7 protein-coding genes are annotated in these 16,005 nt (G+C 73.7%); 2 read left to right on the top strand and 5 right to left on the bottom strand.

What is annotated here, in order from left to right; genetic code table 11:
* Positions 1-8,291, bottom strand: an 8,291-nt coding sequence (locus ACFWVV_RS14930) for an amino acid adenylation domain-containing protein (protein ID WP_384422699.1), incomplete at its 3' end; no start/stop codon positions are given.
* Between the two features lie 688 nt (positions 8,292-8,979).
* Between ACFWVV_RS14930 and ACFWVV_RS14925 the strand changes: the two genes are divergently transcribed.
* Both ACFWVV_RS14925 and ACFWVV_RS14920 read left to right on the top strand, forming a co-directional pair.
* The gene (locus ACFWVV_RS14925) at positions 8,980-10,533 is read left to right on the top strand and encodes a phage/plasmid primase, P4 family (RefSeq protein WP_384353717.1); all 1,554 of its coding nucleotides are present in this window, start codon (positions 8,980-8,982) and stop codon (positions 10,531-10,533) included.
* Positions 10,534-10,651: 118 nt separating this feature from the next.
* Positions 10,652-11,029, top strand: a complete 378-nt coding sequence (locus ACFWVV_RS14920; protein WP_384353719.1) for a DUF6009 family protein — start codon at positions 10,652-10,654, stop codon at positions 11,027-11,029.
* A gap of 95 nt (positions 11,030-11,124) precedes the next feature.
* On the opposite strand, the gene ACFWVV_RS14915 is transcribed toward ACFWVV_RS14920, so the two are convergent.
* From ACFWVV_RS14915 to ACFWVV_RS14900, 4 genes are all read right to left on the bottom strand, one after another.
* On the bottom strand, positions 11,125-12,051 hold the full coding sequence (locus tag ACFWVV_RS14915; RefSeq protein ID WP_384353721.1) for an MBL fold metallo-hydrolase: 927 nt from the start codon (positions 12,049-12,051) through the stop codon (positions 11,125-11,127).
* 84 nt (positions 12,052-12,135) lie between these two features.
* Complete coding sequence (locus ACFWVV_RS14910; RefSeq protein ID WP_384353723.1) at positions 12,136-12,465, bottom strand: acyl-CoA carboxylase epsilon subunit; 330 nt, start codon at positions 12,463-12,465, stop codon at positions 12,136-12,138.
* Between the two features lie 17 nt (positions 12,466-12,482).
* Entirely contained in the window at positions 12,483-14,039 is a 1,557-nt protein-coding gene (locus ACFWVV_RS14905) for an acyl-CoA carboxylase subunit beta (protein ID WP_384353797.1), read from the bottom strand.
* A 317-nt stretch (positions 14,040-14,356) separates the two neighbouring features.
* Entirely contained in the window at positions 14,357-15,823 is a 1,467-nt protein-coding gene (locus tag ACFWVV_RS14900; RefSeq protein WP_384353725.1) for a multicopper oxidase family protein, read from the bottom strand.
* Positions 15,824-16,005: the final 182 nt, after the last annotated feature.

Raw genomic sequence — 16,005 nt, 5'->3', positions numbered from 1 at the left:
GTACGGTGCTCGAAGACGTGCCGCGCCGAGAACCGCAAGCCCGCCGCACGGGCACGCCCCACCAGCTGGATCGACATGATGCTGTCGCCGCCCAGAGCGAAGAAGTCGTCCCCCGCGCCCACGTCCTGACGTCCGAGGACCTGCCGGAACAGGCCCAGGAGGCGCTCCTCCAGCGGGCTGCCGGCGGTGTCCTCGCCGAGCGCGGCGGCCAGGCGGGCGACCGTACGGTGCTCGAAGACGTGCCGCGCCGAGAACCGCAAGCCCGCCGCACGGGCACGCCCCACCAGCTGGATCGACATGATGCTGTCGCCGCCCAGGCCGAAGAAGTCGTCCCCCGTGCCCACGTCCTCGCGTCCGAGGACCTGCCGGAACAGACCGAGGAGGCGCTCCTCCAGGGCGGTCGCTGCGGTGCGGGCGGCCGTGCCGGCGACGAGGGCCGGTTCGGGCAGGGCGGCGCGGTCGACCTTGCCGTTGGGGGTCAGCGGCAGTGCGTCGAGCACCACGAACGCGGCGGGCACCATGTACGCGGGCAGCGTCTCGCGCAGCCTAGCCTCGACGGCGGCGGTGTCCACGCCGTCGGGTGCCTCCAGGTAGCCGACCAGGCGGGGTTCGGCTGCGGTGCCGCGCACGGCGGCGGCGGCGCGCCGGACCCCGGGGACGGTGCCGGCCGCGGCCTCTATCTCGCCGAGCTCGATGCGGAAGCCGCGGACCTTGACCTGGTCGTCGACGCGGCCGAGGTACTCCACCGTGCCGTCCGGGCGCTGGCGGGCCAGGTCGCCGGTGCGGTACATGCGGGTGCCGGGGCGGCCGTAGGGGTCGGCCACGAAGCGCTGCGAGCTCTGGCCGGGCATCCGGAGGTAGCCGCGGGCCAGGCCCTCGCCCGCGAGGTAGAGCTCGCCGCGGGCGCCGGGGCGTACCGGCCGCAGGCCGCTGTCCAGGACGTACACCCGGGCGTACGGGAAGGGACGGCCGATCGGGACGGGGCCGTCCGCGACCTGCTCGCCGGGCTCGATGCGGAACTCCATGGCGTTGACGGTGGCCTCGGTCGGGCCGTAGGCGTTGATGACGGTCGCGCCGGGGTGGGCGGCCCGCCAGCCGGCGAGCATCTCGCCGCGCAGGGCCTCGCCGCCGAGCACCAGGGTCCCGGTCGGGGACACCTCCTCGCCCAGGGTGTCGAGGAGGCGCAGGTGGCTGGGGGTGCCCTTGAGGAAGGTGGGGCGCTCGGCGCCGACGGCGTCCGGGATCTCGGCGAGGTGGACGCAGCCGCCGGCGGTCAGCGGGGTGAGCAGGCAGGTGACGGTGAGGTCGAAGGAGACGGAGGTGTGGGCGAGGGAGAGGCCGGCCGCGTCCGGGTAGGCGGCGGCGGCCCTGCGCAGGTAGGCGCCGAGGGCCCGGTGTTCGACGACCACGCCCTTGGGGCGGCCGGTGGAGCCCGAGGTGAAGATGACGTACGCGGCGTCCCCCGGGCGGGGTTCGAGGCTGTCCACCCCGTCGGACTCGGCGGCGGTGGGGCGCACGGTCTCCAGGCCGCCCGGCACCAGCTCCCCGTCGGCCGCGACGACCAGGGCGGGGGCGGCGTCGGCGAGGATCACGGCGATCCGCTCGGCCGGGTAGGAGGGGTCCACCGGCACGTAGGCGGCACCGGACTTGAGCACGGCGAGCAGGGCGACCATCAGGTCCACCGAGCGCGGCAGCATGACCGCGACGAGGCTGCCGGGGCCCGCCCCGCGGGCGGTCAGCTCGGCGGCGAGGGCGTGCGAACGGCGGTCCAGCTGACGGTACGTCAGGGCTTCGCCGCCCGCGAGCACGGCCCGCGCGTGGGGGGTGCGCGCGGCCTGCGCGGCGAACATCCTGGGCAGGGTGACCGACGGCGACGGGTCGCTCTGCGGCGGGTTCCAGGCCTTAAGGGCGGCGCGCCGTCCGTCGGCGGGGGCGCCTCCCAGGCGGCCCAGCACGGTGGCGGGTGCGGCGGCGAACGTGCGCAGGGCGGCGAGCAGTTCGGCGCCCGCGTCGTGTGCGGTCTCCTCGTCCACCAGGTGCGCCTGGTGGCGTACGCGCAAGCGCAGTTCCTCGCCGGGCTCGACGACGACGTTGATGGCGAAGTGGCTGCCGTCGCGGACCTTGGCGTCGGTGAGTTCCAGGCCGGCGGCGTTCGCGGAGGCGGTGATGGCGTCCCGGTCCAGCGGGTAGTTCTCGAAGCTGAGCGAGGTGTCGAAGAGTTCGCCCAGGCCGGCCGCGCGCTGGATGTCGCGCAGCGCGACGTGCTGGTGGTCCATGACCGCGGACTGCTCGCGGCCCAGCCGTACGGCGAGGTCGCCGAGGCTTTCGCGGGCGTCGAGGCGCAGGGCGAGCGGCACGGTGTTGATGAAGAGGCCGACGAGGTCGCCGGAGCCCGGCAGGTCGGCGGGGCGGCCCGCGACGGTGATGCCGAACAGGGTCTCGTCCCGGCCGGTCAGAGCGCGCAGCACGATCGCCCAGGCGGCCTGGACCAGGGTGTTCACGGTGACGCCGCAGGAGCGGGCGGTGGCGGTGAGCGCTGCCGTCTCCCGGCTGCTCAGCACGTGGTCGCGGCGTACGGGCTGACCGGCGTGGCCCGGGTGGCCCGCGCGCTGCTCGCCGATCCGCAGGGGTTCGGTCACCTCCGCGAGGGCGGTGCGCCAGACCTCCAGCGATGCCTCGGTGCCGGTGGCGCCGAGCCAGCCGAGGTGGTCGCGGTAGCGGGCGCCGGTGGGGGCGGCGGGCGCCGGGGCCGGGGTGCTCCCGGCCGTGGCGGGTGCGCCGGCCGCGTACTCCGCGAAGAGGTCGCGGGCGATGATCGGCAGTGACCAGCCGTCGGCGACGATGTGATGCACCGTCAGGACCAGGGATCCGGTGCCGTCCGCGCGGCGTACGGCCGCCGCCCGCACCAGCGGGGGGCTCGTCAGGTCGAAGCGGGTGGCCTTGTCCTCGTCGAGCAGGGCGGCGAACGCCGCGTCGTCGGCGGCGTCGGCCTCGCGGACCGGCACGGCGGGGGCCGTGTGGACGAGCTGCACCCACTGCTGGTTCTCGGTGGTGGAGAAGCCCGCGCGCAGCGCCTCGTGCCGCAGCAGCAGCCGGTCCAGGGCGCCGCTCAGCCGCCCGGCGTCCAGGGGCCGTGCGAAGTCCAGCACGATCTGGAGGGTGTACGGGTCGGCGTCGTCGAAGGCGTGGTGGAAGAGCAGGCCCTCCTGGTTGGGGGCGACCGGCAGCACCGCCTCGACGCCGGGCCCGGCGGCCAGCCGCGCGGCCTCCTCGGCGGGGACGGGCAGGGCGATGCGGTGGGCTTCGGGCTGCTCGTAGGGCACGCAGGCCTCGGCCAGTGCGGCCACGGTGCGCAGCGCGAACATGTCGCGGAAGCTGAAGGAGATGCCCCGGTTGCGGGCGCGGGCCAGCAGGCGGAAGCCGAGGACGCTGTCGCCGCCGAGGGCGAAGAAGTCCTCGTCGACGCCGACCGTCTGCAGGCCGAGCGCCTCGGCGTAGAGCGCGCAGAGGAGTTCCTGCGTGGGGGTGGCGGGCTCCCTGGCGGCGGTGCCCGCGATCACGGGTACGGGCAGGGCCCTGCGGTCGACGCCGCCGCCGGGGGCGGTGGGCAGGGTGTCCAGGGTGACCAGCACGGACGGCACCATGTAGTCCGGCAGGGTGTCGGCGAGGGCGTCGCGCAGTGCGGCCGGGTCCGTGGTGGTGCCGCGGCGGGGGACGACGTAGCCGACCAGGCGGCGCTCGCCGGGGGTGTCCTCGCGGACGGTCGCCACGGCGCGGACCACGCCGGGGCGCGCCGTCAGTGCGGCCTCGACGTCGGCGGGGTCGAACCGGAAGCCGCGCAGCTCCACCAGGTCCGCCGTGTCCTGGCGGGCGCTTCCCGCGGCGTCGGGCACCAGGTCGCCGACGGGGGTGCCGGGGGCGCCGGCCAGCTGGGCGAGCGTGCCGGTGAACCGGTCCAGGAGCGCCTCGGCGGCGGCGGGGTCGAAGAGGTGGGGGCGGCAGGCGAGCCGGGCGGTCAGCTGCTCGCCGGGTACGGCGGTGAGGGTGAGCGGGTAGTGGGTGGCGTCCCGGACGTCGGCGCCGCCGACCACGAGTCCGCTGTCGCGGGCCGTGCTCTCGAGCGCGTCCCGGTCCACGGGGTAGTTCTGGAAGGCGACCAGGGTGTCGAAGAGGGCGGTCACTCCGGCGGAGCGCTGGATCTCGACGAGCGGCAGGTACTGGTGGGCCAGCAGTTCCGCGCCGTCGTCCTGGACGGCGCGGGCGAGCTCGGCGAGGGTGCGGGCGGCGGCCGGGCGGGCCCGCAGCGGCACGGTGTTGACGAACAGCCCGGCCATGTCGGCCACCTGGGGCACGTCCGCGGGGCGGCCCGCGACGGTGATGCCGAAGACGACGTCGTCGCGGCCGGTCAGCTCGCGCAGGGCGACCGCCCAGGCGGCCTGCACCAGGCTGCTGGTGGTGACGCCCAGGGTGCGGGCGGCGTGCTCCAGGGCGCGGGTGGTGGGGGCGTCCAGGGCGCGCTCGATCCGTACGGTGTCGGGGGCGCGGCCGGCGCCCGGCGCGCTCTCCTGTGCTCCGACGAGGGTGGGCCGCAGGCCTGCCAGGGCCTCGCCCCAGGCGGCGGCGGAGGCCTCGTGGTCGTGTCCGGCCAGCCAGCGCAGGTGGTCGCGGTAGGGGCGGGGTGCGGGGCCCAGGTCGACGCCCCCGTAGGCGCGCAGCATCTCGCCGAGCAGGACCGGCACCGACCAGCCGTCGAGGACGAGGTGGTGGCAGGTCACCGCGAGCCGGTGTCCGTCGTCCAGCCGGACGAGGGCGGCCCGCACCAGCGGTGCGGCGGCGAGGTCGAAGGGGGCTTCGGCCTCCGCGCGCAGTACGGCGTCGAGGTCCTCGGTGCGGCCGCGCAGGTCGTGGTGGGTCCAGGGGACTTCGGCCCGCTCGCGGACGAGCAGGACCGGGCGGCTCAGGCCCTCGTGGGCGATCGAGGAGCGCAGCACGGGGTGGCGGGTGAGGACGGTGTCGAGGGCGGTGCGCAGCCGCCCGGCGTCCACGTCGCCGCCGAGGTCGAGGGAGAGGTGCACGGTGTAGAGGTCGCCGTCGGCCGCGGCGGTGGCGCTGTGCACCACCAGGCCCTCCTGGAGCGGGGTGAGCGGCAGCACCTCCTGGATGCCGGGGCCGGCGAGCAGGGCGGCGAGTTCGGCGGCGGGCAGCGGCGCGGGCAGCTCGGGCAGGGCCGCCCCCGGTGTGCCGTCGGGGGCGGTGGTGCAGGCGGCGGCGAGGCGGGCGACGGTGCGCATCCGGAAGACGTCGCGGACCGGCACGATGAGCCCGGCGCGGGCGGCGTGCGCGACGACCCGGGTGGCGGAGAGCGAGTTGCCGCCCAGGACGAAGAAGTCGTCGTCGACGGTGACCGATTCCAGTCCGAGCACCTGCGCGTAGAGGGCGCACAGCTGTGCCTCCAGCGGGGTGCGCGGGGCCCGCCCGCCGGGCAGCGAGACCCGTACGGGGGCGGGCAGGGCGCGCCGGTCGAGCTTCTTGTTGGGGGTCAGCGGCAGTGCGTCCAGCACGACCACGGCGCCCGGCACCATGTACTCGGGGAGGCGTTCGGCGAGGTGGGCGCGGAGGGCGGGGGTGTCGCCCTCCGCGGAGACCACGTACGCGACCAGCCGCTTGTCTCCGGGGCGGTCCTCGCGCATCAGGACGGCGGCCCGCTCGACGGGCGGGTGGGAGAGCAGCGCTGCCTCGATGTCGCCGAGTTCGATGCGGAAGCCGCGGATCTTGACCTGGTGGTCGAGGCGGGAGACGAAGGTGAAGGAGCCGTTGTCCTCGACGCGGACCAGGTCGCCGGTGCGGTAGATGCGGCCCGCTCCGTACGGGTTGGCCACGAACCGTTCGGCGGTCAGCGCGGGCCTGCCGCGGTAGCCGCGGGCGACGCCGTCCCCGGCGATGTAGAGCTCGCCGCTGTATCCGGCGGGGACCGGGCGCAGCGCGGCGTCGAGCACGTACACCTGGGTGTTGAGGATCGGGGCGCCGAGCGAGACGGGGCCGCCGTCGACGGGGGCGGTCATCGACCAGACGGTGGTCTCGGTCGGGCCGTACATGTTGGTGACGCCCGCGGCGTGGGCGGCCAGGGTGCCCGCCAGGGACTGCGGGAGGGCCTCGCCGCCGGTCAGGACCCGTACCCCGGCGAAGACCTCGGGGCGGTTGTCGACGAGCGCCTGCCAGAGGCTGGGGGTGGCCTGCACGACGGTGATGCGCTCGCGCTCGACGACGGCCCGCAGGGCGTCCGGGTCCAGGACCTCCTCGCGGCTGGCCAGGACGACCCGCGCACCGGCCAGCAGGGGCTGGAAGATCTCCAGTACGGCGATGTCGAAGCTGACCGTGGTGACGGCGAGCAGCCGGTCCGACGCGCCGACGGGGACCGCGCGGGCCATCGCGGCCAGGAAGTTGTCCATGGCGGCGCGCTCCAGGGCGACGCCCTTGGGGCGGCCGGTGGAGCCGGAGGTGTAGATGACGTAGGCGGTGCTGCGGCCGTCCTGGGGGCGGTCGAGCGGGCCCGCGTCGCCCTCGGACAGGTCGGTGGCGTCGAGGCGGAGGGTGGGGACGTCCGGCGGAACCGGGTGGCCCGTGGTGGTGACGAGGAGGCCGGGGCGGGCGTCGTCGAGGATCATCGCCGTGCGGTCGGCGGGGTGTTCGGGGTCGATCGGCAGGTAGGCGCCGCCGGTCTTGAGGACGGCGAGCAGGGTGACGACGAGTCCCGTGGTGCGGGGCAGGGCGACGCCGACCAGCTGCTCGGGGCCGATGCCGCGGGCGGCCAGGAGGCGGGCGAGCCGGTTGGCGCGCGCGTCGAGTTCGGCGTACGTGAGGGTTTCCTCGGCGCACAGGGCGACGGCGTCGGGGGTGGCGGCGGCCCGCTGCTCGAACAGCTCGACGAGGGGGCCTGGGACGTCGCCCGCGGTGTCGTTGGGGCCGTGCAGCAGCTGCCGGGCGGTCGCGTCGCCGAACAGGCCGGCCCGGCCGACCGGGGCGTCGGGGGCGTCGGTGAGGGCGCCCAGCAGGGTCAGGAAGCGCTCCTGGTGGGCGCGGAGCGCCTGCGGGGTGTACAGGGCGGGGTTGGCGGCGAACTCCAGGCGTACGGCGCCCGTTGCGGGGTCGCCGTGGGTGGCCAGGGCGAGGTCGGCGACGGGTCCGTTGGACAGCTGCCGGGCGGTGGCGACCACGTCGCCGAAGCGGGCCCGGGTGTCGAAGGACATGGCGTTGACGGCGGTGCCGAACATGGCGCCGTCGGTGCCGGTGAGGTCGCGGGCCTGGTGCAGGTCCTCGCGGCGGAAGCGCTGGACCCGCAGCATGGCGCCGAGTTCGGCGCGGGTGGCGGCGACCAGTTCGGTGAAGGTGGCGCCGGGGGTGACCGTCAGCCGCAGCGGCAGGTCGTTGGCGAGCATCGTGGGGGTGCTCAGTGCGGCGGGGGTGCGGCGGGCCGCCAGCGGGATGCCCAGCACGATGTCCTCGGCGGACAGCAGGCGGTGGTGGTAGACGGCGGTGGCGGCGGCGATGACGGCCGGCCAGTGCCCGGCGGCGTTCAGCGCGGCCGTCAGGGCGGGCGTCAGGTCGACGTGCAGGCGCAGCGCGCGGGGGGCCGCACCGGCGGCGCGGTCGGCGAGGGACTGGCGCTCCTCGGCCCCGGCGAGGCGCTCCAGGAGGAAGTCGCGGTCGCTGCCGTGGTGGGCGGAGTCCCGGTAGGCGCTCTCCTCGGCGACGAGCTTGCCGAGCTCGTGGTGGCGGGGGGCGGGCGGCTCCTCGCCCGCGAGGAGGGCGGTGTAGATGCGGGCGAGCCGGTCCAGGTAACGGGTCTGGCCGAAGCCGTCCAGCACGATGTGGTGGTAGCGCAGGTACAGGAAGTGCCGGTCGTGGCTGAGGATCAGCAGGGCGTGCCGGAAGAGGGTGTCCTCGCCGAGGTCGGGCACGGTCGCCAGGTCGCGGTCCATCCAGGCCTGCGCGGCGGCCTCGGGGTCGTCCTCGGCCCGCAGGTCGACGAGGTCGAGGGAGTCGTCGACCTCGGACCTGACGACCTGGAAGACCTCGCCGTCGTCGCCGAACCGGGAGCGCAGGGTGGCCGTCTCGGCCACCGCGCGCACGACCGCCCGGCGCAGCACGCCGGTGTCCAGCGGCGGCGAGTCGAAGTGCACGGCGCACTGGTAGAGCGGGCTCTCCGGCTCCAGTCGCTGCGCCACCCACACACCGAGCTGCGCGGCGGTGACAGGCAGGCAGACGTCATTCTGAACCTCGGAAAGTGCCAACCGACTCACGCTCCCAAAACGGTGTGCCAATGCGGACCACGGCGGGCGTCGCGTCCCGGGACGGCGCGATGCTCCGAGCGGAGGATTCCGACGCGGCCTATCTCGGCCCTATAGGCGTGCGACCAGACGTTCTGCCGTCGAACAGCAGGAGCACCCGGAGGAGGCCCCGCGGGGCTGTGAGGCGGGGCCGAAGCCCGCGGTTCAGCCCCGCCCCGTTTTCAGCCCCGTTCAGCCCCGTGAAGAAACCGCAGGTCAGAGCACATGGGCCAAAAAATCACGGGGCTGACGGGGCTGAACTTTGCAGTTATCAGCGCTTCAGGAGGTTGCAGTATTACTAATGTTTCCTTTCCATACGCACGCGTATGAAGAAAAAGGCTCTAGAGCGGTGATAAGTGCAGTCTCAGCCCCTTCAGCCCCGCTCCTCTGCGGGAAAACGCTCTGACCTGCACTCTTGGCGACGGGGCTGAAGGGGCTGTTCAGCCCCGCGGGGCTGAAGCGGGCCCCGCCGCGGCGGCAGACGGACGCACTCGGACGTGTATCGGAACCATCCGAGCAAAGAGCGAAACGACCTGGGCAAAGGGGCCCGTTGGGCTAGGCTCAACCCGAAATCTCAGCCCCGTCAGCCCCGTTGGGCGGGTTTTCCGGCCTGCGGCCGGTACCGGTTCGCCCTTCTCCTTCGAGGACGCTCATGAACAGCTTCGATGCTGACGGCGCGGCGCAGCAGATGCACCAGCTCGGCATTGATCTCGTACCACCGCCCGCCGTCCCGGCGCAGGCCGGCGTCCCCGAGCCGGCCGCCGGGCCGCCCGGCCCGCCGGCCGCGGGTGAGCCGCCTCTGCTGCCGGACGCGCTGACCGACCGGGGCAACGCGAAGCTGTTCGCCCGCGCCTACCAGGACCGGTTCCGCTACGTCGTAGGGATGGGCTGGCACGTCTGGGACCAGTACCGGTGGAAGGCCGCGGGGGGCGCCGAGGCCGCCGTGTGGGCCGCGGGAGACCTGGCCGAGTCGATCGCCGAGAGCGACCCGCAGCAGCGCTTCACCGGCCGCGAACTGGCCGCCCACCGCAGGCGCTCCGCCTCCACCCCCGGGCTGAAGGCGATGCTCTACCAGGCGCAGGCCGCCCCGAACCTGAGCCTGGACCCCAGCGCCCTCGACGGCGACGACTACGCCCTGTGCACGCCCTCCGGGGTGGTCGACCTGAAGACCGGCGAGCTGCGCAAACCCGACCCGCTGACCGACATGCACTCGCGGGCCACCACCGTGGCCCCCCGGCCGATGCCGGTCCCCCGCTGGCACACCTTCCTCCACGACACCTTCGGGGACAGCCCCAGGGGGGTGGAGACCATCCGCTTCCTGCACCTCTTACTGGGCTACTCGATCACCGGGGACGTCGGCGCGCAGGTCATGCCGTTCCTGTACGGGTCGGGTGCCAACGGCAAGTCCGTACTGCTGGAAGTGCTGAGCAGCCTGCTGGGCGACTACGCCAACGCGGCCCCGCCCGGATTCCTCATGGAGAAGGGCAAGTTCGCCGAACACTCCACGGAGCTCACCGAACTCCACGGCAGACGCATCGTGGTCTGCTCCGAGCTCAGACCCGACGACAAGTTCAACGAGGCCCGGGTCAAGCTCCTGACCGGCGGCGACACCATCACCGCGCGCCGGATGCGGCAGGACTTCTTCACCTTCACGCCCACGCACAAGCTGTGGCTGCTGGGCAACCACCGCCCCGAGGTCGGCACCGGGGGCTACGCGTTCTGGCGGCGGATGCGCATCATCCCCTTCGAGCGCAGCGTCCCCGACGAGCGCAAGATCGACAACCTGGCCGACGAGCTCGTCCGCGAGGAGGGCCCCGGCATCCTGCACTGGCTGATCGAGGGGTCCATGAAGTACCTCGCCTCCCGCGACCCGCTGACCGGACCCGACACCGTGCAGGTCGCCACCGCCGCCTACGAGACCACCGAGGACCACGTCGGGCGCTTCCTCCAGGAGTGCTGCACCAGGACGGGGGCGGACGGCCATGCCAACCCCGAACTGCGCGTGGAGCAGAAGCTCTTGTATGAAACGTATGGACGCTGGTGCTCGGCTGAGGGCATCAGGACATCCACCGCACGGGCCTTCGCAGGCCGCATCAGGCAGGAACTGGGCCTCGGCTCACCGGCCGATATGATCAAAAGCAACGCCGCCAAGCTCTACCCCGGCCTGGCCCTGCTCCCCCACACGGCGGCGGGCAGGACCTCGTGAGAATCAGCCACGTCATGGCAGAAGCCCCCGGCCCCGCGCCCGGCCCAACCGTAGAATGCGGGCGAGCGACCGCTGTGCGCCCAGGCTCTCGCCCCGCCACGGACAGCCAGGAGGACCGATGAGCGCGACGCCGCAGACAGGCGAGCTCGCCCATGAGGTCGAGATCGTGTGGCTGGAGGAACCGGCCCTCGACTACGTCCGCCAGGCGCTCGACAAGGTCCCCACCCGCAAGGGCAAGCCGCGCTACGCCCGGCACGGCCGGCTCGTCGGGTACGCCAACCTGGCCCCCGAGGCCCAGCGCAGCCACGACAGCGGCCTGTTCGCCCGGCGCACCTTCTACCTGCTGCCGCACGACCGTCCCAACGACCCCGAGGGCCCCTACAAGGTGGGCTCCCCGCTGGAGGCGGTGGACCCGGACACGGTGCACCCGGGCAGGCCGGGGCAGAAGACCGCCCGCTCGCAGGGCACCACGCAGAAGGCCCCCGCGAACTCCTGACGCCCCGGCCCGGTCCTGGCCGGTCCTTGCTCGGTCCCGGCCCGGCCGGTCCCGGCCGGGAAGCACACGGGCAGCGGACCGACGCATTCCGGCCGTTAGGCGAGACAGCGCGGCGGGCCTCCGTGGTACTCGGTCATCTCCCGGAACAGCGCGGGAATGTCGAGCGGCGCCCCCTCGGGCAGCCCCCGGGCCTCGGCGTACGCGCGGTGGAGGTTGGGCAGCAACCGCTCGGGGTCCAGGAGCCCGGCGTACGGGCCGGGGCGGGTGGCGCGGGCCAGGACGAGGGGCTCGGTGCCGCTCGAGGTGCCCTCCTCGGCGAGCTGCTGGACCCAGCGGAGGTAGGCCGCGTTGGCGTCGAGGATCTCCGGGCCGCCGACCGGGCCGTGGCCGGGCACCACCGTGGTGGCGCCGAGCGCCCGCAGCCGCTGCAGCGCGCGCAGCGACCCGGTGACCGAGCCCATGGCGCAGAACGGGGTGACGCCGTTCATCGCGAGGTCCCCGGTGAACAGCACCCGCTGCTCCGGGAGCCAGACGATGGTGTCGTCGGTGGTGTGCGCGGCGGGGCCGATGTGGATGAGCTCGGCCCGCAGTGCGCCGATGTGGAGCGTGGTGCGGTCCTCGAAGGTCAGCTGGGGCGGGGCGACCTCGATGTCCCCCCAGCGGACGTCCGGCCACAGGGAGGCCATGTGCAGACCGGCCGCCCGGGTCATCGTGCGGGTGCGGGCGTGGCCGATGGTCAGGGCCTCGGGGAAGACGAAGTTGCCGTAGGTGTGGTCGCCGTGGAAGTGCGTGTTGACCACGGCACGCGGCGGCAGGGGGCACAGCGCGAGGGCGGTGCGGCGCAGGGCGCGGGCCCGGTCCTCGGTGGCGGCGGTGTCGACCAGGGCGCTGTGGCCTGCGTCGGTGAGGATGCCCGCGTTGTTCAGGCACCAGCCGCCCCGGTGCTGTACGTAGGCGTGGACGCCGTCGGCCACCTCGGTGACGAGGGTGTCCGCCGGGCGCTCGGGGATTGCGCGGTGCACGGTGCTGCCTTTCCTCGGCGTCCGGCGGACGGTGGGGCGTGGGGCGCTGGGATGGACTCCCGGTGGAGCGCTCAGCGGGAACGCTCAGCGGTATCGCCAACTCCCGGCGGATATGCGGGGATTGAAGCTGGGGCGGTCCCAGACGGTGTCGGTGGGCGTCGGGTGGGCGGAGGTCTGCCGCGTGGCGGCGTGGTGGGCCAGCAGCGCGGTCAGCACCGCGGTGAGCGCGGCGGTCTCCTCGGCCGAGGGCTGCCCCCCGGTGATCTGCCACGGGGCGGTGGGCCCGGCCGCGGGGGGCGCGGCGGTCAGGGACTCCGCCGTCGCGGGTACGGCGGTCAGAGGCTCCGCGGCCAGTGGCGCGGCGGTCAGGGACTCCGCTGTCGCGGGTACGGCGGTCAGGGGCTCGGTGGTCATGGTCGTGGCTCCTTCGCTCATACCGGGGGGTTGCCGTGCTTGCGGGACGGGAGGTCCGTGTACTTGGCACGCAGCATGTCGAGGGCGCCGATCAGGACGGAGCGGGTCTCTGCGGGGTCGATGACGTCGTCCACCAGGCCGCGTTCGGCGGCGTAGTAGGGGTGCATCAGCTCCGACTCGTACTCCTTGATCTTCTGGGTGCGTTCGGCGTCGGGGTCCTGGGCTGCGGCGATCTCCCGGCGGAAGATCACGTTGGCGGCGCCCTCGGCGCCCATCACCGCGATCTCGTTGGTGGGCCAGGCCAGTGACAGGTCGGCGCCGATGGAGCGCGAGTCCATGACGATGTACGCGCCGCCGTAGGCCTTGCGCAGGATGAGCTGGATGCGCGGCACGGAGGCGTTGCAGTACGCGTACAGCAGCTTGGCGCCGTGCCGGATGATGCCGTTGTGCTCCTGGTCCACGCCGGGCAGGAAGCCGGGCACGTCGACCAGGGTGAGCAGCGGGATGCTGAACGCGTCGCAGAACTGCACGAAGCGCGCGGCCTTCTCGCTCGCCCTGATGTCCAGGACGCCCGCCAGCGCAGCGGGCTGGTTGGCGACGATCCCGGTGACGTGGCCGTCGAGGCGGGTCAGTGCGCAGACCACGTTGGGCGCCCAGCCCGGCTGGATCTCGAAGTAGTCGCCGTCGTCGACGATCTCCTCGATGACCCGGCGGATGTCGTACGCCTGGTTCGGGTTGGCCGGCACCAGCCGCAGGAGGGAGTCGGTGCGGCGGCCGGCGGGGTCGTCGGTGGGCAGGCGGGGGGCGGTCTCGCGGTTGTTGGAGGGCAGCAGCGACAGCAGGTGACGGACGTCGGCGAGGCAGCTCTCCTCGTCGTCGTAGGAGAAGGCGGCGACGCCGGAGACCTCGGCGTGCACATCGGCACCGCCCAGCCCGTTCATCGAGACCTTCTCGCCCGTCACGGCCTGCACCACGTCGGGGCCCGTGATGAACATCTGCGAGGTGCCGCGGACCATGAAGACGAAGTCGGTCAGTGCGGGGCTGTAGGCCGCACCGCCCGCGCACGGGCCGAGCATCACGCTGATCTGCGGGATCACACCGGAGGCACGGGTGTTGCGCTGGAAGATGCCGCCGTAGCCGGCCAGGGCGGTGACGCCCTCCTGGATGCGGGCGCCCGCGCCGTCGTTGAGCGAGACGAGGGGGGCGCCGGCCGCCTCCGCGAGGTCCATCACCTTGTGGATCTTGGTGGCGTGGGCTTCGCCGAGCGCGCCGCCGAAGATGCGGAAGTCGTGCGCGTACACGAAGACCGTGCGGCCCTCGACCGTGCCCCAGCCGGTGACGACGCCGTCGGTGTAGGGCCTGTTGTCCGCCAGGCCGAAGCCGGTGGCGCGGTGCCGGCGCAGTGCCTCGATCTCGTGGAAGGAGTCCTCGTCGAGAAGGAGTCCGATGCGCTCGCGTGCCGTCAGTTTTCCCTTGGCGTGCTGGCGTTCGGTGGCCAGGGGGCTGGGCCCGGCCACGGCCTGGGCCTTGATCTCGGCCAGTTCCGCGGCGCGTTCCTGGGTTCGAAGGGGGATGGGAGCGGCATCGGTGATGCTCACGGATTCCTCCGGATGGTGGGGAGGTCTGCTGGGGCCGGTAGGCACTCTCTTCCGCGGTCCTCCTGCTTCTCTCTGCGTCGGCCGGGAATGCGCATCGGTACCGGACAACCCTGGTGCGCGGTCCTCGACAAGCTGTCGAGGACCGCTTGAGGATCCCTCGGCACCGCGGACAGACCTCCGCGGACAGGTCTCCGCGGACAGACCTCCGCGGACAGACCTCCGCGGACAGGTCTCCGCGGACAGACTTCACCGCCTCCGCCCGCCGCCTCCGCCGACCTGCCCCCGCCCGGCGGTCAGCGCACCCGGAAGTTGGCCATCATGCCCATCGCCGAGTGGTCCAGCAGGTGGCAGTGGTAGACGTAGGTGCCCCGGTAGGAGTCGAAGGTGGCGTGCAGCTTCACGCTCTCGCCGGGGAAGAGCCGCACGGTGTCCTTGGGGCCCGCCTCGGCCGGGCCCGCCGGGGCGCCGTTGCGCTCCAGCACCCGGAACTGGACCAGGTGCAGGTGGAAGTTGTGCGGGATGATCTTGTTGGCGTTGGTGACGGTCCAGATCTCCGAGCTGCCGAAGGCGATGGACTGGTCGATGCGGTCGGCCTCCCAGACCTTGCCGTCCAGGTACGCGCGCGGCTCCTGGCGGCCGTCCTCGTCCATGGTGAGGACGATGTCGCGGTGCACGGTCGCCTTCGGCATCGGCGGCAGCCTGCGCAGTACGTCGGGCACCTGGCTGCTGTCGTAGGCCTTGCGGACGACGTCGAAGCGCAGCACCTTGCCCACCTGGTCGGGGCTCTCGGGGCCCAGGGTGTTCTCCAGGACGATCTTCGTGCCGAGCGGGTAACGGGAGAAGTCGATGATCACGTCCGCGCGCTCGGCCGGGGAGAGCCCGACGGTGTCGGTGGCGAAGGGGCGCTCCAGCAGGCCGCCGTCCGTGCCGATCTGGACGATCTGGCCGCCGTCGGACAGCCGCAGCTGGAAGAAGCGCATGTTGGAGGAGTTCAGCAGCCGGAAGCGGTACTTGCGGGCCGCCACCTCGAAGTACGGGGTCGGCCGCCCGTTGGCCAGGATCGTGCTGCGGCCCATGTCGTCCATCTCGTAGACGAGCTGGCCCGCGGCGTCGAAGCGGGCGTCGCGCAGCGCGATGGGCACCTCGTACGCGCCGCCGGGCAGCGGGAGGGAGCGCTCGGTGTCGTCGGAGAGCAGGTAGCTGCCGGACAGGCCGCGGTAGACGTGCTCGGACTCCATGTGGTGGGCGTGGTCGTGGAACCAGAGGGGGGCGGCCGGCTGCTGGTTGGGGTAGACGTAGGTGCGTTCCTTGCCGGGGGCGAAGGTGTCCATCGGGCCGCCGTCGTTCTCCGGCGTGACGGAGCCGCCGTGCAGGTGGCAGGAGACCGGCATGGTGAGGGTGTTGCGGTGGCGCACGACCACCCGGCGGCCGCTGCGGGCGCGCAGCACGGGCCCGGGGAAGTGACCGTCGTAGGTGAGGACCCTGGTCCGCACGCCGGGGATGATCTCCTTGGTCACCTCCTTGGTGGTGAGGAGGTAGGTGTCCTGGCCGCCGAGGGTCGACACCGGGCTCAGCGTGGGCAGGGTGGGCATCTTCACGCTGAAGGCGGGCGGCACGGCCACCGCCTGAGCCCCGGCGACCGGTTCGAGGCCGGTTTCCGCGGCCCGTGCCTGGAGCAGGGGTATCAGCCCGCCCGCGGTGAGCAGCCCGGCGCCGCTCGCGCCGAGGGCGCCGCCGAGCACGCTGCGTCTGGTGACCATGGGGTTTCCTCCTGGGGCGGGGCGGGCTTGGCGGACGCCGGGCGCCGCGCCGCGAGTGCACCAGAGGCGGCTTGCGTGCCGCTCGGGCCCGGGTGGGGTGCGGGCGGGCGCCGGCAGGGCGTTGCGGGGGCCTTGCGGGGGCTGGGCAACGCTGGCGTTGCGTGCGTGGGACCGCGTACGTG

It is taken from the genome of Streptomyces sp. NPDC058663 (assembly GCF_042716745.1).
Lineage (GTDB): Bacteria > Actinomycetota > Actinomycetes > Streptomycetales > Streptomycetaceae > Streptomyces.
This window is presented reverse-complemented; position numbering and strand designations above follow the sequence as displayed.